Origin of the sequence: Janthinobacterium sp. HH104, assembly GCF_001758715.1 — a bacterium.
GTDB classification, from domain to species: domain Bacteria; phylum Pseudomonadota; class Gammaproteobacteria; order Burkholderiales; family Burkholderiaceae_D; genus Janthinobacterium; species Janthinobacterium aestuarii.
Window position 1 is genome coordinate 654918 of the sequence record NZ_LRIB01000013.1, and the last position, 21546, is coordinate 676463.

The 21546-nt window shown below is 62.8% G+C and carries 16 protein-coding genes; 9 read left to right on the forward strand and 7 right to left on the reverse strand.

Translation table 11 applies throughout. The features are described from left to right. The first annotated feature begins 43 nt into the window (after positions 1-43). Complete coding sequence (locus tag JAB6_RS03750) at positions 44-946, forward strand: LysR family transcriptional regulator (protein ID WP_070301411.1); 903 nt, start codon at positions 44-46, stop codon at positions 944-946. Here the strand turns inward: JAB6_RS03750 and JAB6_RS03755 are convergent. The 5 genes from JAB6_RS03755 to folD all read right to left on the reverse strand — a co-directional run bounded on the left by JAB6_RS03755 (position 939) and on the right by folD (position 6119). Further along, complete coding sequence (locus JAB6_RS03755) at positions 939-2081, reverse strand: branched-chain amino acid ABC transporter substrate-binding protein (protein WP_070301412.1); 1143 nt, start codon at positions 2079-2081, stop codon at positions 939-941. The genes JAB6_RS03750 and JAB6_RS03755 overlap by 8 nt on opposite strands. Positions 2082-2351: 270 nt before the next feature. Further along, positions 2352-2729, reverse strand: coding sequence for a hypothetical protein (locus JAB6_RS03760; RefSeq protein ID WP_070301413.1), 378 nt, complete (start codon positions 2727-2729; stop codon positions 2352-2354). Continuing rightward, entirely contained in the window at positions 2726-3151 is a 426-nt protein-coding gene (locus JAB6_RS03765; protein WP_034747952.1) for a DNA polymerase III subunit chi, read from the reverse strand. The genes JAB6_RS03760 and JAB6_RS03765 overlap by 4 nt, the downstream gene beginning before the upstream one ends. 5 nt (positions 3152-3156) lie before the next feature. Beyond that, on the reverse strand, positions 3157-5235 hold the full coding sequence (locus JAB6_RS03770; protein WP_175444481.1) for a M3 family metallopeptidase: 2079 nt from the start codon (positions 5233-5235) through the stop codon (positions 3157-3159). A gap of 38 nt (positions 5236-5273) precedes the next feature. Further along, positions 5274-6119 carry a bifunctional methylenetetrahydrofolate dehydrogenase/methenyltetrahydrofolate cyclohydrolase FolD gene (gene folD, locus JAB6_RS03775; protein WP_070301415.1) on the reverse strand — a complete coding sequence of 282 codons (846 nt, stop codon included), beginning with the start codon at positions 6117-6119 and terminating at the stop codon, positions 5274-5276. A gap of 530 nt (positions 6120-6649) precedes the next feature. Between folD and aceE the strand changes: the two genes are divergently transcribed. From aceE to JAB6_RS03795, 4 genes are all read left to right on the forward strand, one after another. Then, positions 6650-9346: a pyruvate dehydrogenase (acetyl-transferring), homodimeric type gene (gene aceE / locus JAB6_RS03780; protein WP_034747396.1), complete on the forward strand. Its 2697-nt coding sequence runs from the start codon at positions 6650-6652 to the stop codon at positions 9344-9346. A gap of 94 nt (positions 9347-9440) precedes the next feature. Then, a complete protein-coding gene (gene aceF, locus JAB6_RS03785) occupies positions 9441-11102 on the forward strand; it encodes a dihydrolipoyllysine-residue acetyltransferase (RefSeq protein ID WP_070301416.1) in 1662 nt (553 codons plus the stop codon). A 10-nt stretch (positions 11103-11112) separates the two neighbouring features. Continuing rightward, positions 11113-12900 (forward strand): dihydrolipoyl dehydrogenase, encoded by a 1788-nt coding sequence (gene lpdA, locus JAB6_RS03790; protein WP_070301417.1) that lies wholly within the window; start codon positions 11113-11115, stop codon positions 12898-12900. A gap of 520 nt (positions 12901-13420) precedes the next feature. Continuing rightward, complete coding sequence (locus tag JAB6_RS03795; protein ID WP_070301418.1) at positions 13421-14596, forward strand: hypothetical protein; 1176 nt, start codon at positions 13421-13423, stop codon at positions 14594-14596. A gap of 23 nt (positions 14597-14619) precedes the next feature. On the opposite strand, the gene JAB6_RS03800 is transcribed toward JAB6_RS03795, so the two are convergent. Beyond that, on the reverse strand, positions 14620-15339 hold the full coding sequence (locus JAB6_RS03800) for a TetR/AcrR family transcriptional regulator (protein ID WP_070301419.1): 720 nt from the start codon (positions 15337-15339) through the stop codon (positions 14620-14622). A 144-nt stretch (positions 15340-15483) separates the two neighbouring features. On the opposite strand from JAB6_RS03800, the gene JAB6_RS03805 reads away from it, so the two are divergent. The 3 genes from JAB6_RS03805 to JAB6_RS03815 are packed head-to-tail and all read left to right on the forward strand — an operon-like array spanning position 15484 to position 19805. Continuing rightward, complete coding sequence (locus JAB6_RS03805) at positions 15484-16677, forward strand: HlyD family secretion protein (protein WP_034747407.1); 1194 nt, start codon at positions 15484-15486, stop codon at positions 16675-16677. Between the two features lie 6 nt (positions 16678-16683). Further along, complete coding sequence (locus tag JAB6_RS03810; RefSeq protein ID WP_070301420.1) at positions 16684-18282, forward strand: DHA2 family efflux MFS transporter permease subunit; 1599 nt, start codon at positions 16684-16686, stop codon at positions 18280-18282. 50 nt (positions 18283-18332) lie between these two features. Then, the gene (locus JAB6_RS03815; protein ID WP_070301498.1) at positions 18333-19805 is read left to right on the forward strand and encodes an efflux transporter outer membrane subunit; all 1473 of its coding nucleotides are present in this window, start codon (positions 18333-18335) and stop codon (positions 19803-19805) included. A gap of 9 nt (positions 19806-19814) precedes the next feature. On the opposite strand, the gene JAB6_RS03820 is transcribed toward JAB6_RS03815, so the two are convergent. Beyond that, the gene (locus tag JAB6_RS03820) at positions 19815-20732 is read right to left on the reverse strand and encodes a LysR family transcriptional regulator (RefSeq protein ID WP_034747414.1); all 918 of its coding nucleotides are present in this window, start codon (positions 20730-20732) and stop codon (positions 19815-19817) included. Positions 20733-20844: 112 nt separating this feature from the next. Between JAB6_RS03820 and JAB6_RS03825 the strand changes: the two genes are divergently transcribed. Beyond that, positions 20845-21444: a short chain dehydrogenase gene (locus JAB6_RS03825; protein WP_070301421.1), complete on the forward strand. Its 600-nt coding sequence runs from the start codon at positions 20845-20847 to the stop codon at positions 21442-21444. The last annotated feature ends 102 nt before the right edge of the window (positions 21445-21546 follow it).

Here is a 21546-nt window from a genome sequence, read left to right on the forward strand (position 1 = left end):
ATTGGGAATTGACGAGCATCGACCACAGGCTATACATTTATGTATGACTACCTCGATTGCCTGGGAATACTACCGTTCGCTGCTGGCCGTGCTCAAGCATGGTTCCCTGTCCGGCGCGGCCCGCGCGCTGGCCATCACGCAACCGACCGTCGGCCGGCATATCGCCGCGCTCGAGCAGGCGCTGGGCACGACCCTGTTTACGCGCTCCCAGCTGGGTTTGCTACCGACGGAAGTGGCGCTGGCGCTGCGGCCCCATGCGGAAACGATGGAGCATACGGCCGCCCTGATGGAGCGCGCGGCCGGCAGCCAGGGGCAGGGCGTGGCCGGCGTCGTGCGCATTGCGGCCAGCGAAGTGGTGGGCGTGGAAGTGCTGCCGCCCATCCTGGCCAGCTTGCGCGCGCGCCATCCGGACCTCGTCATCGAACTGGTATTGAGCAACAAGGTGCAGGATTTGCTGCGCCGGGAAGCGGACATCGCCGTGCGCATGCTGCGGCCCCGCCAGGAGCAATTGGTGGCGCGCAAGGTGGGCGATATTGAACTGGGCCTGCATGCGCATGCGGACTACCTGGCGCGTCACGGCACGCCGCTGGGACTGGCCGATCTGGCGCAGCATGCCGTCATCGGCTACGACGAGGCGAGCCCCTTCGTGCGCAACGCGGGCGCGGCCTTCCAGGGATTTACGCGGGAAAATTTTGCCTGGCGCAGTGACAGCGACCTGGCGCAGCTGGCCCTGATACGGGCGGGTGCCGGCATCGGCGTGTGCCAGGCGGGGCTGGCGGCGCGCGACTCGGCCCTGCGGCGCGTGTTGCCGCAAGCGTTTTCGCTACCGATGGAAACCTGGATCACCATGCATGAAGACTTGCGCGGCAGCCTGCGCTGCCGCGCCACCTTCGACGCGCTGGCCGAAGGCTTGCAGGCTTACGTGGCGACGCAGCCGTTTACTTGACCACTTCCATCTTGGTCTTCTTGCCATCCCTGTAGGTAAACAGGGTCAGCGCGCCATCCTTGATGTCGCCGTTGGCATCGAACGAGATCGGACCCGTCACGCCCTGGTAGTGCACCTTGGCCAGGAATGGCAGGTAGACGGATGGTTTCGACGATTTGGCGTCGGCCATGGCGGTGGCCATGGTCATCACGGCATCGTAGACGTACGGCGCATACAGCTGCACTTCCATGTTGTACTTTTGCTTGTAGCGGGCGCGGAAATCGTCCATGCCTTTTTGCTGCGCGCCCGTCACGCCGCCCGCTTCCGCGCAGGTGACCATGTCTTCGCCCACGGCGTCGCCCGCCAGCTTGCCCAGCGGTTCCGTGCACAGGCCGTCGCCACCCATGAACTTGGCCTTGATGCCCAGCGCCTTCATCTGGCGCAGCATGGGGCCACCCACGGAATCCATGCCGCCAAAGAAGATCAGGTCGGGATTTTTCGACTTGATGCTGGTCAGGATGGCATTGAAGTCCGTCGCGTTGGCATTGGTAAATTCCTTGCCGACGATTTGCACGCCGGGTGCCGCCTTCTTGGCGCCCTTGACGAACTGTTCCGCCACGCCCTGGCCGTAAGCCGTGCGGTCATCGATGACCGCGATTTTCTTCGCCTGCAGCTTGCCCACGGCATACGCGCCCAAAGTTCCCCCCAGCTTGTTGTCATTGGCGACGACGCGGAAGGCCGTGTTGAATTTCTGCTGGGTGTACGTCGGGTTGGTGGCCGCCGGTGAAATCTGCGGAATGCCGGCATTGAAGTAAATGCGCGAGGCGGGAATCGTCGTACCCGAGTTCAGGTGGCCGACGACGCCGTTGACCTTGGCGTCGACCAGCTTTTGCGCCACGGCCGTGCCCTGCTTGGGATCGGCTGCGTCATCTTCTGGGACCAGCACGAATTTGACGGCTTTGCCATCGATCTTGAAGCCTTTGGCGTTCAAATCCTCGATGGCCATCTTGGCCGCGTTCTCGTTATCCTTGCCCAGGTGGGAGCTGGCGCCAGAGACCGGGGCGACGTGGCCTATCTTGATGATTTCCTGTGCGCCCGCATGGCCGGCAAAAGCGAGGGCGAGGGCGAGAGGAAGGACTTTGGTCTTGAGCAGCATAAACATTCTCCAATGGATAAAGATACGGCGGCGTCTCGTGAAAACCGCTTCGACAGGCGGTACGTGTGAAGAAAGGTACAACAAAAAACAGGCGGCGCAAAGCCGCATTTCGGGCTTTTTACATTTTGTCGCAACAATCACCAACGTGAGGCGCGATGCACCGATTTCGCAGGCGCGAGCGCACCAAAGAATGGCGTTGGAGGGAAGAATAGGGTAGGTCGGGTAGGTCGGGTTAGCGCAAAGCGCGTAACCCGACATTGCGCAGCATGCTCAGGCTTGCGCGGGTGGGTGCAAATGTCCCAGTTCATGACTGACCGCATGCGCCACGATCTGCTCCAGCGACTGCTGCAAGTCTTCGCGCAAGGCGCCCCGCATGCCGATCAGGGCGTTTTGCAGGGCCGTTTGCAGGACGTGGGCGATGCGCTCTTCCAGCAGATGGTCAATCTTGCCCTGCACTTGATGCAGGATGCGCTGCGTCAGCCGCTGTTCGATGGCGTCCCAGTCGGGCTGCGCCACCGTTGGCGGCAACGCCGGCGCTTCCTCGACGGCAGGCGGAGCCGCAACTGGCGCGACGACCTCAGGCACTTCCGGCCCCAGCAGCACCTCCGTCAGCAGGGGGATGCCCTGGTCGAATGGCTGCTGGCTCATGTCTTCCCTGCCACGAAGTGGGTCGGCTGCACGTTCTGCTGGCGGTAGTGCAGGAAGCGCTGGCGGCCCGCCTGCGCATCTTGCTCATCCATGGAAACGATCTCGAAGACGCGCTGGAACTGCGCGTAATTGGCGGGCGGCAGCTGCGACAGGTTGACGAGGATGTCGTGATGCGGCAATTCCGCCGCTTCGTCATCGGTCAGGATGATGGGCGTTTGCGCCGCCAGCGGGTCGCCGGCCAGCACGTGCGGCAGGAAATCCGTGGCGGAAATGGTCCACATGGCGCTGTTCAAGGCGTCGAGCTGGGCGCTGTCGGCCACCAGCACGACGACCTTGTTGCCGGCCATATAGGCCTTGCGCGCCAGACGGCAGGCATACGCCAGCTTGTCCGGCACGTTGCTGTGAAAATCGACACGGCTCATGGCGATCAAGCGGCCATGCCGCTATGGCGCAGCAGGGCATCGATGCTCGGCTCGCGGCCGCGGAAGGCGGTAAACGATTCCAGCGCGGGGCGCGATCCGCCGACGGACAGGATTTCCTGCAAATAACGCTTGCCTGCCGCCGTGGTGGCGTCCGGTCCCAGCGCCTTGGCTTCTTCAAACGCCGCATAGGCGTCGGCGGACAGCACCTCGGCCCACTTGTAGCTGTAGTAGCCGGCCGCGTAGCCGCCGGAAAAGATATGCCCAAAGGCATTCTGGAAGCGGTTGAACGGGGGCGGGATGAGCAGCGAAAACTTGGCGCGCACGCCGTCGATCAGCTGCTGCACGCTCTGGCCCGTGCTGGCATCGTAGTCATAGTGCAGATGCATGTCGAGCAAGGAGAACTCCACCTGGCGCAGGGTTTGCAAGCCGGACTGGAAATTCTTGGCCGCCAGCATCTTGTCGTACAGCGCGCGCGGCAGCGGCTCGCCCGTGACGGCATGCGCCGTCATGTGTTCGAGCACTTCCCATTCCCAGCAGAAGTTTTCCATGAATTGCGATGGCAGTTCCACGGCATCCCATTCGACGCCGGCGATGCCCGACACGCCCAGTTCGTCGACGACGGTGAGCATATGGTGCAGGCCGTGGCCGAATTCGTGGAACAGGGTGATCACCTCATCGTGCGTGAACAGGGCAGGCTGAGCCTTGCCGTCGATCACGGCCGGTTCCGTGAAATTGCATGTCAGGTAGGCGATCGGCGTTTGCACGTGTTGCGCGTCGGCGCGGCGGCCGCGCGCGTCGTCCATCCAGGCGCCGCCGCTTTTACCGGCGCGCGCATACAGATCCAGGTAGAACTGGCCCACCAGCTTGCCGTCGCGCTCGATGCGGTAAAAACGCACGTCCGGGTGCCAGACGGGCGCCGTATCAGGCTTGATGTCGACCGCAAACAGGTTCTGGATCTGGCGGAACAGGCCGTCGATCACCTTGTGTTCAGGGAAGTACTGTTTGACTTCCTGGGCCGAGAACGCGTAGCGGCGTTCCTGCAGCTTTTCGGAAGCGTAAGACACGTCCCACGCCTGCAGCTCGGCGATGCCCAGTTCTTCGCGGGCGAATTGTTTCAGTTCGGCCAGATCCTTCTCGGCGAACGGACGCGCGCGCCTGGCCAGGTCTTCCAGGAAAGCGATGACTTGCGCGGGCGAGGTGGCCATCTTGGGGACGAGCGACACTTCGGCGAAATTGGCGTAGCCCAGCAGTTGTGCCTCTTCGTTGCGCAGCCGCAACAAGGTGACGATGTTTTGCGTGTTGTCCCAGTCCTCTTTCTTGCTGAAGACGTCGCCCTGGTCCGACGCCTTGGTGGCGTTGGCGCGGTAGATGGTCTCGCGCAGCGCGCGATTGTCGGCAAATTGCAGGATCGGGTAGTACGACGGGAAGTGCAGCGAGAATTCATAGCCCTGCTTGCCCGCCTTTTCGGCGGCGGCGCGCGCGGCGGCCTTCACGTCGTCGGGCAGGCCGGCCAGGTCAAGCTCGTTTTCGACCAGCAACTTGTAGTCATTGGTGGCGTCGAGCACGTTTTCGGAAAAACGCGTCGAGACGGCCGCATGTTCTTCCTGGATGGCGCCAAAGCGTTCTTTCTTGTCTGGCAACTCGGCGCCACCGAGGCGGAAGTCGCGCACGGCATTGTCGACGATGCGGCGGCGCGCCGGCGACAGGCTGGCGAAATCGGCGCGGGCCTGCAACTGCTTGTATTTGCCGAAGAGGATTTCGTTCTGGCCCAGCTCGGTCCAGAATTCCGTCACCTTGGGCAGGTTGGCATTGTAGGCGGCGCGCAGTTCAGGCGTATCGACCACGCTATTCAAGTGGTTGACGATGCTCCAGGCGCGGCCCAGGGTTTCGGCGATCTGGTCCTGGGGCGCGACGAAGTTTTCCCAGCTCACTTCTTCCATGGGCGCTTCCAGCTGCGCCACCGTGGCGCGCGCCTGTTCCAAGAGGGTATCGATGGCAGGCGTGACATGCTCGTGCGTGATCGCGTCGAAGCGTGGCAGGCCGGAAAAATCAAGCAGGGGGTTGGTATTCATCGTCGGTTCCATCCATATATAAAAGGGCGGTCATGCCGCCCCGGTGATTCTTAAATGCGCTCGGCAGCCTCTACCGTGTTCATGAGAAGCATCGTAATCGTCATCGGACCCACGCCACCCGGTACCGGGGTGATGTGGGAGGCGACTTCTTTCACGCCGGCAAAATCCACGTCGCCGCACAGCTTGCCTTCATCGTCGCGGTTCATGCCCACGTCGATGACGATGGCAGCTGGCTTGACCATGTCGGCCGTCAGGGTGTTGCGGCGGCCGACGGCGGCCACGACCACGTCCGCCTGGCGCGTGTACAGGCCCAGGTCCGGGGTCGCACTATGGCAGATGGTGACGGTAGCGTTCGCTTGCAAGAGCAGCAGGGCCATCGGCTTGCCGACCGTGTTGCTGCGGCCGATGACGACGGCGTGCTTGCCGCGCAAGTCCACGCCCGTGCTTTCGATCAGTTTCATGCAGCCGTACGGCGTGCACGGGCGGAAGCCGGGCAAGCCCGTCATCAGTTCGCCGGCGCTCAGGACCGAATAGCCGTCCACGTCTTTCGTCGTGGCGATCGCTTCGATGACCTTGTGCGGGTTGATATGTTTTGGCAGAGGCATTTGCACGAGGATGCCATGGATGGCCGGATCGGTATTCAAGCTGGCGATGCGTGCGAGCAAGTCCGCTTCGGACAGGTCCGCTTCATATTTTTCCAGCACCGAGTGGAAACCCACGTCGCCGCACGCCTTGACCTTGTTGCGGACGTACACCTGGCTGGCCGGGTCTTCGCCGACGAGGATCACGGCCAGGCCGGGCTGGGTGCCCTTGGCCGTGAGGGCGGCGGCGCGCGTGGCGATCTCGCTGCGCAGTTTTTGGGAGAGGGTGATTCCGTCGATCAGTTGTGCTGGCATGGTAGGAGGCTGTGTGGGAGGGAAAAGACAGATTATAAAGCCGGCCGGTGCAAAGGGGCGGTTTTGGCGCCAAGCCGTTATGTTAAAAAGCGGGCCGGAGACGCGGGCCTGAGAAAATGCCGATGGCGGCGTTGCAGCTCCTTGCCGTACTGGCGTACTGTCTGCGTCGCTGCGCCTTGCCCTCGACATTTTTCAGGCCCGCATGGCCCGAAGCGCCTGGGCGGGCGACTGGGGCGTTAATGCGTTTTGCTCGTGTGCTGGTGGCGTAGGGAGCGCAAGGGCCTGGAGGTTTTTTGGCGCCGTTTTTGGCACTTTGATCACGCTAATTTCCGGACAGAATTTGCGGCAGTGCAGCATAAATTTCATAGGGTGATTTCACAATACGAAATGCTATATCGTAATTTGAAAAATAGTAAATACGCTGTTAGAATCCCCACACTAAACCGACTTAATAGTAAATAATCAGCGAAATACCGTCCGACAGCGATCCGGAAAATCGGGGTGGGGCGTTCACAAAGGAGACTCAACAGATGTCAGCTCAACTGAACCAGGTAACGACACAGATCGGCACCGACCCGGATATGCAGGAAACCAAGGAGTGGCTGGACGCGCTCGAAGCCGTTCTGGAAAATGAAGGTCCGGAACGCGCGCATTACCTGATGGAGCGCATGGTTGACCTGGCTCGCCGCCGCGGCGCCCAGATCCCGTTCTCCAGCACCACCGCCTACGTCAATACCATCCCCACCAAGCAAGAAGCCCACTGTCCCGGCAACCTCGAATACGAAGAGCGCCTGCGCTCGTGGATGCGCTGGAACGCCATGGCCATGGTCGTCAAGGCCAACCGCGCCGACGGCGACCTGGGCGGCCACTTGTCCTCGTTCGCTTCGCTGGCGAACATGCTGGGCATCGGTTTCAACCATTTCTGGCACGCGCCTACGGCCGACCACGGCGGCGACCTGCTGTACATCCAGGGCCACTCGTCGCCCGGCGTCTACGCGCGCGCCTTCCTCGAAGGCCGCTTGACGGAAGAGCAAATGCTGAACTTCCGCAAGGAAGTCGACGGCAAGGGCCTGTCCTCGTACCCGCATCCTAAATTGATGCCTGACTTCTGGCAGTTCCCGACCGTGTCGATGGGCCTGGGCCCGCACATGGCGATCTACCAGGCGCGCTTCCTGAAATACCTGCACGCACGCGGCATCGCGAAAACCGACAACCGCAAGATATGGGCCTTCTGTGGCGATGGCGAGATGGACGAGCCGGAATCGCTGGGCGCGATCGGTCTGGCCGCACGCGACATGCTCGACAACCTGGTCATCGTGGTCAACTGCAACCTGCAGCGCCTGGACGGCCCGGTACGCGGCAACACCAAGATCATCCAGGAACTGGAAGGCGAATTCCGTGGCGCCGGCTGGAACGTCGTCAAGGTCATCTGGGGCCCGGGCTGGGACGCCCTGCTGGCACAAGACAAGGAAGGCATCCTGCAGCGCGTGATGATGGAAACCGTCGACGGCGAGTACCAGAACTACAAGGCGAAAGATGGCGCCTACGTGCGCAAGCACTTCTTCGGCAAGCATCCGAAGCTGCTGGAAATGGTTGCCAACATGACGGACGACGACATCTGGCGCCTGACCCGTGGCGGCCACGATCCGCACAAGATCTACGCGGCATTCAAGATCGCCCAGGAACACAAGGGCCAGCCGACCGTCCTGCTGGTGAAAACCATCAAGGGCTACGGCATGGGCAAGTCCGGCGAAGCGCGCAACACGGCGCACCAGACGAAAAAACTGGACGACGAAGCCATCCGCGAAATGCGCGACCGCTTCTCGTTGCCTATCCCTGACGACAAGCTGGCCGACATCCCGTTCTTCAAGCCAGCCGACGACGCGCCGGAAATGGTCTACCTGCACGAGCGCCGCAAGGCCCTCGGTGGCTACCTGCCGCAGCGCCGCCAGAAGTCGGAAGAAACCCTGCCGGTGCCTGGCCTGGACGCGTTCAAGAACGTGCTCGAAGCCACGCCTGAAGGCCGTGAAATCTCGACCACGCAAGCGTTCGTGCGCGTCATTTCGACCCTGCTGAAAGACCCGAACCTGGGCCAGCGCGTCGTGCCTATCCTGGTCGATGAATCGCGTACCTTCGGCATGGAAGGCCTGTTCCGCCAGATCGGCATCTACAACCCGAAAGGCCAGTTGTACGAGCCGGTCGACAAAGACCAGGTCATGTACTACCGCGAAGACAAGGCTGGCCAGATCCTGCAAGAGGGCATCAACGAAGCGGGCGGCATGAGCTCGTGGATCGCCGCGGCGACGTCGTACTCGACCAACGACCGCATCATGATCCCGTTCTACACTTTCTACTCGATGTTCGGCTTCCAGCGCATCGGCGACCAGGTATGGGCTTCGGCCGACATGCGCGCCCGTGGCTTCCTGATGGGCGGCACGGCTGGCCGTACGACCCTGAACGGCGAAGGCTTGCAGCACGAAGATGGCCACAGCCATATCTTCGCCGCGACCATCCCGACCTGCATGCCGTACGATCCGACCTTCAGCCATGAAGTCGCCGTCATCATCCAGGACGGCCTGCGCCGCATGATCGCCAACCAGGAAGATGTGTTCTACTACATCACGATCATGAACGAGAACTATGCCCAGCCAGGCATCAAGCCAGGCCAGGAAGAAGGCATCCTGAAAGGCATGTACAAGCTGCAGGAAGGTCCGGCGGACGCCAAGCTGCGCGTACAGCTGATCGGTTGCGGCACCATCCTGCGCGAATCGATCTTCGCCGCCGAGCTGTTGCAAAACGACTGGGGCGTGGCTGCGGACGTGTGGTCGGCGCCGTCGCTGACCCTGGTGGCCCGCGATGGACAGGATGCGGAACGCTGGAACATGGTCAACCCGTCGAAAGAGCAGCGCGTGCCATACGTGACGTCGCTGATGCAGGACACGGACGGCCCGATCGTCGCCACGACCGACTACATGCGCGCGTTTGCAGAACAGATCCGCGCCTTCATGCCGAAGGGCCGCACTTATAAAGTGCTCGGTACCGATGGCTTTGGCCGCTCGGACAGCCGCGCCAAGCTGCGCGAGTTCTTCGAAGTGAACCGTTATTATGTCACCGTGGCCGCGCTCAAATCGCTGGCTGACGAAGGCAAGATCGACGTGTCGGTGGTGGAGCAGGCGATTGCCAAGTACGGCATCGACGCGAACAAACCGAATCCGGTGACCCAGTAATCGTTGTGCGGACCCGATGATGCCAGGGCGGTGCGAAAGCGCCGCCCTGGCGTGTGTGCGGGTCCATCTGACAAATAAAATAACGGAGCAAGCTATGAGCATTGTGGAAGTCAAAGTCCCGGATATCGGCGATTTCAAGGAAGTCGAGATCATTGAACTGATGGTCAAGCCAGGCGATACGGTCAAGGTCGACCAGTCCCTGATCACGGTCGAATCGGACAAGGCCAGCATGGAAATTCCATCGAGCCACGCCGGTGTCGTCAAGGAATTGAAAGTCAACGTGGGCGACAAGATCGCCGAAGGTTCGCTGGTGCTGCTGCTGGAAGTGGCGGACGATGCGTCGGCGCCTGCGCCGGCCGCTGCCGCCCCGGCCGCAGCACCTGCCGCTGAAGCCGCTCCCGCCGCCGCTGCGCCAGCACCTGCCGCCCCAGCCGGCGCGCCAGCCCTGGTCGAAGTGACCGTGCCCGATATCGGCGACTTCAAGGAAGTCGAAGTCATCGAACTGATGGTCAAGGTCGGCGACAGCATCAAGGTGGACCAGTCGCTGCTGACGGTCGAATCGGACAAGGCCAGCATGGAAATCCCATCGAGCCATGCCGGTATCGTCAAGGAATTGAAAGTCAAGGTCGGCGACAAGGTTGCCAAGGGTTCGCTGGTGCTGGTCCTGGAAACGACGGGCGGCGCTGCTGCTCCTGCAGCCGCTGCTGCGCCAGCGCAAGCCGCCGCCGCACCAGCCGCCGCCGTCGCTTCGGCACCCGTGCCTGCCGCAGCACCTGCTGCAGCCCCGGCTCCTGCCGCCGCACCTGCCGTCAACGGCAAACTGGCGCATGCATCGCCATCGATCCGCAAGTTCGCGCGCGAACTGGGCGTGGACCTGACCCGCGTTGGCGGTTCCGGCCCGAAAGGCCGCATCACCCAGGAAGACGTGCAGAACTTCGTCAAGGGTGTGATGTCGGGCGCTGTCGCCGCGCCAAATGCGCTGGTCGCCGCCAAAGGCGGTTCGGGCGTGGGCCTGGATCTGCTGCCATGGCCGTCGCTGGACTTCAGCAAGTTCGGCACGACCGAATTGCTGCCGCTGTCGCGCATCAAGAAAATCTCGGGCCCGAATTTGCACCGCAACTGGGTCATGATCCCGCACGTCACGCAGTTCGACGAAGCGGACGTGACGGACCTGGAAGCGTTCCGCGTCGACACCAACGCGGCCAATGCGAAGAACAAGGATGCGGCCAAGCTGACCATGCTCGCTTTCGTCATCAAGGCGTCCGTTGCCGCGCTGAAGAAATTCCCCGCGTTTAACGCGTCGCTCGACGCCAAGGGCGAGAACCTGATCCTCAAGCAGTACTACAACATCGGCTTCGCGGCCGACACGCCGAACGGCCTGGTGGTACCCGTGATCAAGGGCGCGGACCAGAAGTCGGTCTCGCAGATCGCCCGCGAAATGACGGAACTGTCGTTGCAGGCGCGCGAAGGCAAGCTGAAACCGGCCGACATGCAGGGCGCCAGCTTCACGATTTCGTCCCTGGGCGGCATCGGCGGCACGCACTTCACGCCTATCGTCAATGCGCCGGAAGTCGCGATCCTGGGCCTGTCGAAAGCCTCGATCAAGCCGGTATGGGATGGCAAGGCCTTCCAGCCGCGTTTGATGATGGGTACCTCGCTGTCCTACGACCACCGTGTGGTCGACGGCGCGATGGGCGCGCGATTCTCCGTGTACCTCGGCGAAGTCCTGGCCGACATGCGCAAAATTCTGCTGTAAGGAGCGATTGATGAGCACAGTAGAGGTAAAAGTACCGAATATCGGCGACTTCAAGGAAGTCGAAGTCATCGAACTGATGGTCAAGGTCGGCGACACCATCAAGGTGGACCAGTCCCTGGTCACGGTGGAATCGGACAAGGCCAGCATGGAGATTCCATCGACCCACGCCGGTGTCGTCAAGGAAGTCAAGGTCAAGGTCGGCGACAAGATCGCCGAAGGCAGCGCGCTGCTGGTGGTGGAAGCGTCGGAAGGTGTTGCCGCTCCCGCAGCCGCACCGGCGGCCGCTCCTGCGCCTGCAGCGGCTCCGGCTCCCGCAGCGGCGGCACCAGCTGCAGCCGTTGCCGCCATCCCGGCCGGCAATTACAGCGGCCAGGTCGACATCGACGTCGACATGATGGTGCTGGGCGGCGGTCCTGGCGGCTATTCGGCGGCGTTCCGCGCGGCCGACCTGGGCATGTCGACGGTCATCGTCGAGCGCTACGCGACCCTGGGCGGCGTGTGCCTGAACGTGGGCTGCATCCCGTCGAAGGCGCTGTTGCACGTCGCCTCCGTCATCGATGAAACGGCGCACATGTCCAACACGGGCGTGACGTTTGCCAAGCCGACGATCGACATCGACCAGGTACGCAAGTACAAGGAAGGCGTGATCTCGAACATGACGGGCGGTCTGGCCGGCATGGCCAAGGCGCGCAAGACGCAAGTGGTCACGGGCGTGGGCCAGTTCCTCTCCGCGAACCACATCGAAGTGACGGCAGTCGACGGCTCCAAAAAAGTCGTGCAGTTCAAGCAAGCCATCATCGCCGCCGGTTCCTCCGTGGTGAAACTGCCCTTCGTGCCGGAAGACCCGCGCATCGTCGATTCGACGGGCGCGCTGGAATTGCGCCAGATCCCGAAACGCATGCTGGTCATCGGCGGCGGCATCATCGGCCTGGAAATGGCGACCGTCTATTCCACGTTCGGCGCGCGCATCGACGTGGTCGAAATGATGGATGGCCTGATGCAGGGCGCGGACCGCGACGCCGTCAAGGTGTGGCAGAAGTTCAACGAGAAGCGCTTCGACAACATCATGACCAAGACCAAGACGGTGGCCGTCGAGGCTCTGCCGGAAGGCATCAAGGTCACGTTCGAAGCGGCCGAAGCAGGTGCTACCGCACCGGCGCCACAGATCTACGATCTGGTATTGGTGGCCGTGGGCCGCAGCCCGAACGGCAAGAAGCTGGCCGCCGACAAGGCCGGCGTGCAAGTGACGGACCGCGGTTTCATCAACGTCGACAGCCAGATGCGCACCAACGTGCCAAACATCTTCGCCATCGGCGATTTGGTGGGCCAGCCGATGCTGGCGCACAAGGCCGTGCATGAAGCCCACGTGGCAGCGGAAGCCGCTTCCGGCCAGAAGTCGCACTTCGACGTCAAGGTGATTCCATCGGTCGCCTACACGGATCCGGAAGTGGCATGGGCCGGCATCACGGAAGACGAAGCGAAAGCCAAAGGCATCAAGGTCGAGAAGGGCCACTTCCCTTGGGCCGCTTCGGGCCGCGCCGTGGCCAACGGCCGCGCCGAAGGCTTCACCAAGCTGCTGTTCGACGCTGAAACGCACCGCATCATCGGCGGCACCATCGTCGGCACGCATGCGGGCGATATGATCGGCGAAATCGCGCTGGCCATCGAAATGGGCTGCGACGGCACCGACATCGGCAAGACCATCCATCCGCACCCGACCCTGGGCGAATCGATCGGTATGGCAGCTGAAGTGTACGAAGGCGTGTGCACGGACTTGCCGCCGCCGCGCAAGCGCTGATGTTGTAGCGCTGTGTCGTAACACTAAAAACCCCGTAAGCGATTGCGGGGTTTTTTATTATCCGGCCATCGTCGGCACGCACGCGGGCGACAGGGGAGCGATGAGGCGGCGAAATCGCGCTGGCCATCGAAATGGGTTGAGCCGGCACCGACATCGGCAAGACCATCCATCCGCATCCAACCCTGGGCGAGCCGATCGGCAGGTTGGCAAAAGCGCGCCGAAGCAGGCGTGTGCACGGACTTGCCGCCACCGCGCAAGCGCTGATAAAGCGTTAACTTTCAGTACAAAAAAACCGGGACATGTTCCCGGTTTTTTTATTTCTCTTGATCTGCATCATAGTAAAACGTGGTGTAGCGGGGCCTTGTGAAAATTGGTGAGTATTGCCGTGTGGAAAAAGTGGCAGAATGGGGGTCTGTCACCATGTTTTTCTTTTGCTTCGACGGAAACGCGTGATTTTTCCAGGAATGTTGCCAGCGTGGGATACGGTCAAGTTCCGCTGTACTGAGAGAGCTTTGCAACGATGAAAAAATTTACCGCCCTTCATATTGCCGACGTCCGTTTGCGCCGGGCTGACGAACAAGAGCAAGCCGTGATGCTGCATGCCTTGTACCAGGATGTGGCCGCTATCCTGGCGGCGGGCAAGCGGATCGATGCGATTTTCTTCACGGGCCAGCTGGTGGCGCCCGACGCCTGTGCCGGCACGACACCCGTGTATGTCTACGAATACTTCCTGCGCCCCTTGCTGCAGGCGGCCAGCTTGCCTGGCGCGCGTTTCTACCTGGTGCCGGGCAGCCGCGCGCAGGGTGTCGCCGCTGCGGCGCTGGGCAATGCCGGTTTCAGCTTTTTCTCCGCCGATGAGCACGCCAGTGCCGAGCAGCGCGCACACTACAAGAATATCCACGCCGTGTTCCATGGCCACCAGCATACGGGCGATGCCAGTTCGCTCATGAAGTCGCTGGGCATCTTGTTCAAGAGCAATCCCGGCAGCCTGTACGATACCAGTGGCCAGATGGCGGCGTTTGCCGTGCTCGAGTTCGGCACGGGCGAGGCAGCGCCCGATGGCGGCGCGCCAGGCACGCGGTGGACGGTGTCCCTGCGCGAGTTCGATGACGTGAGTAAGAACTTCGCGCTGTCGGTGCTGTACACGCCGAATGGCCAGGAAACGGGGCAGGTGGATGCCGAGTATGTGTTTGCCACCTTGCTGCCGCAGCTGGCAGGCGAACGCGATTATCTCGATGGCTTGCTGGGCAAGGCGGGCGCGCAGCGGCGCGTGGACGCCGGCGCGGCTGCTGATGCGCGTGAATTCCTGATCGAGCTGGCGTTCGTGATGTTCGAAGCCAAGAGCGTCTTCCTCAACGAGGCGGAGCTGGAACGCTTTGCCAGCGATTATTGCGGCGTGAAGGGCTGGAGCATGGCGGCCGGGGATTGGCTGGCGCCGCTGTATGCGCATGGCTTGCTGCTGCGGGAAGATGGCCAGGTGGCGTTTTCCTTCGATTACTTCCGCACGTATTTCCTGGCGCAGCGCTTTGAAACCTCATTCGACCTGATGCGCTATGGGCCGGACCGCTACGATGGAAGCGAGTCTTCACTCACTGTCGATGGCGCGTCGGCGGCCCAGCCTTTCCTGCGCGCGCTGGGTTTGAGTGATGAACACGCCGAAGCGGCGCTGCCGGAAGACTGCAGCCGCCCTGGCTGACCTCCCCGGTCAGCCTTCCCGCGTCAGTCCGCCGGCGGCTGGCGCAGGGTGCCACGCAGGAACAGGTCGAGGCTGACGGCCACCTTGGCGCGCAATTGCGCCACGTCCGGTTGTGTCTGCGGCGGAAACAGCAGGCGCGACATCTGGTCGCCCAGCAGGCAATTGAGCAGGTGCAGCGCCAGGATGGATGGCGTCAGTTCTGCGCGAAACAGGGGCGCGATGTCGGGGCGGCTGAAAAACTTGGTCAGCATCTCGCGCGTCTGTCCCGGTCCCACCTTGTAGAACGTTTCCGCCAGTTCAGGATGCGTGGCCGCTTCGGCTACCACCATGCGATTGAGGCGGATGGCCGCCGGCATGGTGACGAGCTGCACGAACAGCAGGCCGAACTCGCCCAGGATAGTGGGCAGGGGCCGCATATCCGTTTCCAGCGCCGGCATGGTCGAGAAATAAGCGGCGCGGCGCAGTTCCACCACAGCATTGAACAAGCCCGACTTGCCGCCAAACTTCACATAAATCGTGCGCACGGCCACATGGGCTTCGCGGGCGATCATTTCCAGGCTCACCTTTCCATATCCTTTTTCCAGAAACAGGCAGCCGGCCGTGTGCAGCAGGTTGTCCATGCGCGCTTCCATGTCGGCCGCGCGCGGGCGGCCGGCTGGTTTGCCGCAGCAGGAAAGCTCCTGGGCGGTGTCGCCCGATTCTTTATCGGTAGGCAAGGTATCGCTGAGGCCGGGATCGGACATGGTCTGGGTCTCTTTATAAGTTGGAAGGTAAGTGATGGCTCACACTGTAGTGCAAATTAAAATGAAATGCAATCGTTTCATTTCTTGACTTTGGCTTTTCTTTGCCCAATAATGAACCTATATCATTTCATTTCCGGAGCGAGTATGTCCAACCAGCCAGGCCAAGCAGAGCACAAAGTGCTGAGCGCCGTCCCACCCGCGGCCCCGGCCGCCCCTTCCGCGCCCGCCGCCTCCGCCAGCTCCGCACCACCGAACAACCGCGTCAAAATCATCGCCGGCCTGATCGTCCTCGTGGCGCTGGGCGCCGGCGCGCGCATGTGGTACCGCAGCCACTATTTCGTGGAAACGGAAAACGCCTATGTGGCCGGCCACGTGCATCCCGTCTCGGCGCGCATTTCCGGCGTCGTCACCAAGGTCTTCATCGACGACAATCAAATGGTGAAAGAGGGCGACGTGATCGCTGAACTCGACCCGTTCGACCAGCGCGTGAAAACCGAGCAGATCGCCGCGCAGATCGCCAGCGCCGAGCAGCAAGTGCTGCAAGCGGACGCGCAGATCGCGCAAGTGCAGGCGCAAGCCAGTGGCGCCCAGGCGCAAGTGGCGCAAGCCGATGCGCAACTGCTGCGCGCAAAACAGGATGCGGACCGTTATGGCCAGCTGTACACGAGCCAGATGAAAGCCGTCTCGAAAGCGGAACTCGACGCGGCCAATGCGGCCCGCTCGAGCGCCGTGGCCGACCTGGCCGCCCGCCGCGACAGCGCGTCGGCCGCCAAGGCGCAGATCGGTGCGGCGCAAGCTGCGCGCGACGTGGCCAAGGCGCAAGTGGCTGTATTGCGCGTGCAATTGAAGGACGCGGAACAGCAGCTGCAATACAACCGCATCCTGGCCCCTGTCGCCGGCCGCATCGGCAAGCGCAACGTGGAAACGGGCATGCGTGTGCAGCCTGGCCAGCAATTGACGGCCATCGTGCAGGACAACGTCTGGGTCACCGCCAACTTCAAGGAAACCCAATTGGCCGACCTGCACCGCGGCCAGAGCGTGCACGTGACCATCGACGCCATGCCGGGCAAAAAACTGGTCGGTACCGTGGACAGCTTCGCTCCTGCCTCGGGCGCGCAATTCGCGCTGCTGCCAGCCGATAACGCCACCGGCAACTTCACCAAGATCGTCCAGCGCGTGCCGGTGAAAATCGTCTTCCAGCCGGAAGACATCAAGGCCATGAATGGCCGCCTGGTGCCGGGCATGTCGGTGATCGCCGAAGTGGAAGTGAATCAGCCTGAAACGCAGCCGGCCGCGCGCCACGCTGCTGCTCCAGCCGCCCAGTCCACCACCCACTAAACTTCCATGAGCAGCCCCTCCACCACGCTGGCGAAGCCGCCAGCGTTTCCCGTGATCGACGAGAAAGTCTCCGGGCGCACCTGGCTGGCGGTCGCCGCCGGCATGCTGGGCGCCTTCATGGCGGTGCTCGACATCCAGATCACCAATTCCTCGCTCAAGGATATCCTTGGCTCGCTGTCGGCCACCCAGGAAGAGGGCTCGTGGATTTCCACGGCCTACCTGGTGGCGGAAATTATCGTCATTCCCCTCACGGCGCTGCTGGCGCGCGTGTTCGGACTGCGTACCTACATGATCGGCACCACCGCTTTCTTCCTGCTGTTCTCCACCCTGTGCGGCACGGCGTGGAACCTGGAAAGCATGATCGTCTTCCGCATGCTGCAAGGGTTCACTGGCGGCGCCCTGATCCCGATGGCGTTCACCCTGGTGATGCTCAAGCTGCCGCCGTCGAAGCGCGCCGTCGGCATGGCGATCTTCGGTCTGACGGCCACCCTGGCGCCGGCCATGGGCCCGACCCTGGGCGGGTATCTGAGCGAGCTGTATGGCTGGCCTTCGATCTTCTACATCAACTGGGTGCCGGGCGTGCTGCTGATCGCCGGCATGATCTATGGCCTGGACAAGGAGCCGATGAAGCTCGAGATGTTCTGGAAGGCCGACTGGCTGGGCATCTTCTTCATGGCCCTGGGCCTCGGCTGCCTGACCATCTTTCTGGAAGAGGGCAACTCGAAGGATTGGTTCGACTCCGGTTTCATCATCGCCTTCGCCTCGATGGCCCTGGTGGGCATCCTGGGCTGGGTCGTCACCAGCGCCACGCGCGCCGAACCGTTCGTCAACCTGGCCCTGTATGGCCAGCGCAATTTTTTAGTGGCCACCGTGCTGTCGGCCGTGACGGGCATGGGCCTGTATGGCTCGGCCTTTTTGCTGCCGCTGTTCCTGGGCCAGATCGCCGGCTACTCGCCGATGCAGATCGGTGAAGTCATCATGTGGGTGGGCTTGCCGCAGCTGTTCATCATGCCGTTTGTCGCCAAGCTGTCGTCCGTGGTGGACAACCGCATCCTGTGCTCGTTCGGCCTGCTGCTGTTTGGCGGTTCGTGCATGATGAATGCCTACATGGACGCGTCCACCGGCTACGACCAGCTGCTGTGGTCGCAGGTGGTGCGCGCGCTGGGCCAGCCCTTCGTCATGCTGACCCTGTCGAACTTCGCCATGAAGGGCATCGCGCCGAAAGACATGCCGTCCGCTTCGAGCCTGTTCAACATGACGCGCAACCTGGGCGGCTCGATCGGCATCGCCCTGCTGGCCACGGCCCTGAGCACTCGCGAGCATTTTCATTCGCAGCGCCTGGGCGAAGCGATCAATGCGTATTCCAGCGCCACCCAGCTGCGCATCGACCAGTTGACGTCGTCGTTCATGGCCAAGGGCTATGACGCCGTCACGGCCGGCAACCAGGCCTTGCAGGCGATCGACGGCATCGTGCGCCGCGAAGCGTATGTGATGGCTTACAACGATGGCTTCTTCCTGATCGGCGCCATCCTGCTGGCCTGCATCGTGCCCCTGTGGCTGGCCGACAAACTCAAAGCTCCCGGTGGCGGTGGCGGCGGTCATTGACCGCGCACAGCCCGCACGTGCAGCACCTCAAGAACAAGAAGGTACACATCATGCAAACAGTATTGACGAAAATTGCGCTGGCCGCTTCCCTTGCCGTGGCGCTGTCCGCCTGCGGCACCGTGGGCCAGGATTTCACCGCGCCGGGCAATGTCGCCGGCGCCGACACCTTCCGCCATGGTGCGGCCGCGGCGGATGCCGCGCAGCTGCCCAAAGAATGGTGGAGCATCTACGGCGACGCCACCCTGAACCGCCTCGAGCAGAGCGCGCTGCAGGACAACCCGAGCGTGAAAGCGGCTGGCGAGCGCTTGCTGCAGGCGCTGGCGCAAAGCGGCACGGCGCGCGCCAGCCAGGGCCCGAGCGTGAACGTCAGCACGGGGATCTCGAACTCGCGCACCTCGGCCAACACTTCGCAGGGCCTGGCCCTGGGCAACCGCTCCATCAGTGGCAATAATTTTTCGATCGGCGGCTCGTTGTCGTATGAAGTCGACTTGCTGGGCCGTGTAAAACGCATGGTCGAAGCGGCCGACTCGCAAGCCTTGGCGGCGCAGGCCGACCGCGACGGCGTGCTGCTGATGCTGTCATCGCAAGTGGCCAGCAATTACTGGCAGCTGCGCGGACTCGATGCGGAAATGGCCATCCTGAATGGCGCGCTCGACACGCGCCGCGAATCGGCGCAGCTAGTCGAAGCGCGCTTCAACGCGGGCTTGACGAATGAGCTGGACCTGGCGCGCGCGAAAGTCGAGCTGTCGAACGCGCAGGCCGACCTGCATGAAGTCAAGCGCCAGCGCAACCAGCTGGAAAACAGCCTGGCCACCCTGACGGGCAAGCCGCCGTCGGCACTGCAATTGCCGGTGGCCGCCGATCCATCCGTCTTGCCGCTGCCGCCTGCCATTCCTGTCGGCTTGCCTGCGAGCCTGCTGGCGCACCGCCCGGACCTCGTGTCCAGCGTGGCGGGCCTGCGCGCGGCGAATGCGCAAGTGGGCGTGGCCGAAGGCGCGTTTTACCCGTCGCTGCAATTGACGGGCAATTTCGGCTATGCGTCGGAAAAGCTGCGCGACCTGGCGCAGGGCGGTTCGCGCCAGTTCAGCTTTGGTCCGCTGGCCCTGTCCCTGCCGATCTTTGACGGTGGCCGCAACCAGGCCAATCTTGACCTGTCCAAGGCGCGCTATGCGGAAGCCGTGGCGAACCATGAAACGAAGCTGTTGACGGCCTTGCGCGAAGTGGAAGATGCGCTGTCCGACGTGGAGCAGCGCCAGTTGCAGGGCGACGCCCAGGCCCTGTCGCAGGAAGCGGCGGCGCGCGCCTACCTGGTGGCGCGCACGCGCTACGAGCGCGGCATCTCGACCTACCTGGACGTCACGGACGCGCAGCGCAGTTCGCTGGCAGCGGACCGCGCCGCCGCGCAGATCAAGACCCAGCGCCTGCTGGCGACGGTGGCTGTAGCCCGTTCTTTAGGTGCTGGCTGGCAGCCGGACGGCGAGCTGGCCAAGCTGGCTTCCGCGCCCGCCGCGAAGGTGAACTAGGTACGACGATTACGTGAGCGTGGCCGGTGGCGGTGTCGCCGCCGGCCCGTAGCGTTCCAGCAGAAAATCGATGAAGGTCGTCAGCTTCGGCGTGGGATGGCGGTCGCGCGGATACAGCACATGCATCAGGCGCGGCGCAGGCACGTAATCGGCCAGCAGCGGCACCAGCCTTCCCGCCGCGATATCGTCGGCCAGTAAAATCTCCGCCTGCATGACGATGCCGAAGCCGTGCAGTGCCGCCATGCGCAGTGCCTGGCCATTGTTCGAGCGGAAGCGGCTCTCGGCCGCAGCGCCATCGTGGCGCGCTTCCTTGCCGCTCAGACGCCAGCGCATGTGGCGCGACCACTGCATGAAATCCACGCATTCGTGCCGCGCCAGGTCGTCCGGCATGCGCGGCGTGCCGTGCTTTGCCAGGTAGGCGGGCGAGGCGCAGATCACCATCGCATACGGCCGCAAGGGCCGTGCCACCATACCGGAATCTTCCAGCTTGCCGATGCGGATGGCCGCATCGAATCCTTCCTCCACCAGGTCCACCATCCTGTCATTCAAATTGAGCTCCAGGCTCACGTCAGGATAAGCCGTCAGGTAGTCGGCCATCAGCGGCGCGATGCATTCGCTGCCGAAGGACACGGGCGCCGTGATCTTCAGCTTGCCGCGCGGCGTGGCGCGCATCGCTTCCGCGCCCGTTTCGGCCGCCGCGATCTGCGCCAGGATCTGGCGGCATTGCTCCACGTATTGCCGGCCGATTTCCGTCAGGCTTTGCCGGCGCGTCGTGCGCGCCAGCAGGCGCGTGCCCAGCCGCTCTTCCAGCTGTTTGATGTGCTTGCCCACCATCACGGGCGAGATGCGGAAGGTGTCGGCGGCCGCCGTGAAACTGCCTTGGTCGACGACGGACACAAAGATCTCCATGCTGCGCAATTTATCCATATCGCCTTGATTGCAAACTGTGGGTTGGTAATCTTGTAAATTCTAGCGCATTTATTCCTTTCTGGAAGCGGCGCATACTGGCTCCATCGTTCAACCCACACAAGGAAGCAGCATGAAAATCGTCATCATCGGCGCCAGCGGCACCATCGGCAAGGCCGTCACCGCGCAACTGGCGCAACGCCATGAAATCATCGAAGTGGGCAGCCGCACGGGCACGCACCAGGCCGACATGGGCGACATCGCGCAAGTGCGCGCCCTGTTCCAGCGCATCGGCAAGGTCGACGCCGTCGTCGTCACGGCCGGCAAGCTGCATTTCGGCCCTCTGGCAGAATTCACGCCCGAGCAGTTCCAGCTGGGCCTGGACAGCAAGCTGATGGGCCAGGTCAACGTGGCGCTGGTGGCGCAGGAATACCTGAACGACGGCGGCTCGATTACCTTGACCAGCGGCATCGTGGCCGAGCAGCCGATCCGCTTCGGCGCGGCCGCCAGCATGACGAATGCGGCCGTGGAAGGCTTTGTACGGGGCGCCGCCATCGAACTGGCGCGCGGCGTGCGCATCAATGTAGTCAGCCCGACGGTGCTGGAAGAGTCGCTGGAAGCGTATGGCCCGTTCTTCTATGGCTTCGAGCCGGCCGCCGCCAGCCGCGTAGCGCTGGCCTACAGCCGCAGCGTGGAAGGGGCGCAGACGGGGCAAGTCTACCACGTGTGGTAGGTCTCAAAGCCGCAAAAAAGGCTGCTTTTGACCGGCCTCAGGCAGCCTGCTTCCATTCATGATAAATTAACTTTTATTTCCAAATGTCAACATCATGGTGAT

Excerpts from the sequence above, each read along its gene's own strand:
- JAB6_RS03795 (WP_070301418.1), top strand. The coding sequence starts at position 13,421 with ATGAAAAAATTTACCGCCCTTCATATTGCCGACGTCCGTTTGCGCCGG.
- aceF (WP_070301416.1), top strand. The coding sequence starts at position 9,441 with ATGAGCATTGTGGAAGTCAAAGTCCCGGATATCGGCGATTTCAAGGAA.
- JAB6_RS03755 (WP_070301412.1), bottom strand. The coding sequence starts at position 2,081 with ATGCTGCTCAAGACCAAAGTCCTTCCTCTCGCCCTCGCCCTCGCTTTT.
- aceE (WP_034747396.1), top strand. The coding sequence starts at position 6,650 with ATGTCAGCTCAACTGAACCAGGTAACGACACAGATCGGCACCGACCCG.
- JAB6_RS03760 (WP_070301413.1), bottom strand. The coding sequence starts at position 2,729 with ATGAGCCAGCAGCCATTCGACCAGGGCATCCCCCTGCTGACGGAGGTG.
- JAB6_RS03820 (WP_034747414.1), bottom strand. The coding sequence starts at position 20,732 with ATGGATAAATTGCGCAGCATGGAGATCTTTGTGTCCGTCGTCGACCAA.
- JAB6_RS03810 (WP_070301420.1), top strand. The coding sequence starts at position 16,684 with ATGAGCAGCCCCTCCACCACGCTGGCGAAGCCGCCAGCGTTTCCCGTG.
- JAB6_RS03765 (WP_034747952.1), bottom strand. The coding sequence starts at position 3,151 with ATGAGCCGTGTCGATTTTCACAGCAACGTGCCGGACAAGCTGGCGTAT.
- folD (WP_070301415.1), bottom strand. The coding sequence starts at position 6,119 with ATGCCAGCACAACTGATCGACGGAATCACCCTCTCCCAAAAACTGCGC.
- JAB6_RS03805 (WP_034747407.1), top strand. The coding sequence starts at position 15,484 with ATGTCCAACCAGCCAGGCCAAGCAGAGCACAAAGTGCTGAGCGCCGTC.
- JAB6_RS03770 (WP_175444481.1), bottom strand. The coding sequence starts at position 5,235 with ATGGAACCGACGATGAATACCAACCCCCTGCTTGATTTTTCCGGCCTG.
- JAB6_RS03750 (WP_070301411.1), top strand. The coding sequence starts at position 44 with ATGACTACCTCGATTGCCTGGGAATACTACCGTTCGCTGCTGGCCGTG.
- JAB6_RS03815 (WP_070301498.1), top strand. The coding sequence starts at position 18,333 with ATGCAAACAGTATTGACGAAAATTGCGCTGGCCGCTTCCCTTGCCGTG.
- lpdA (WP_070301417.1), top strand. The coding sequence starts at position 11,113 with ATGAGCACAGTAGAGGTAAAAGTACCGAATATCGGCGACTTCAAGGAA.
- JAB6_RS03825 (WP_070301421.1), top strand. The coding sequence starts at position 20,845 with ATGAAAATCGTCATCATCGGCGCCAGCGGCACCATCGGCAAGGCCGTC.
- JAB6_RS03800 (WP_070301419.1), bottom strand. The coding sequence starts at position 15,339 with ATGTCCGATCCCGGCCTCAGCGATACCTTGCCTACCGATAAAGAATCG.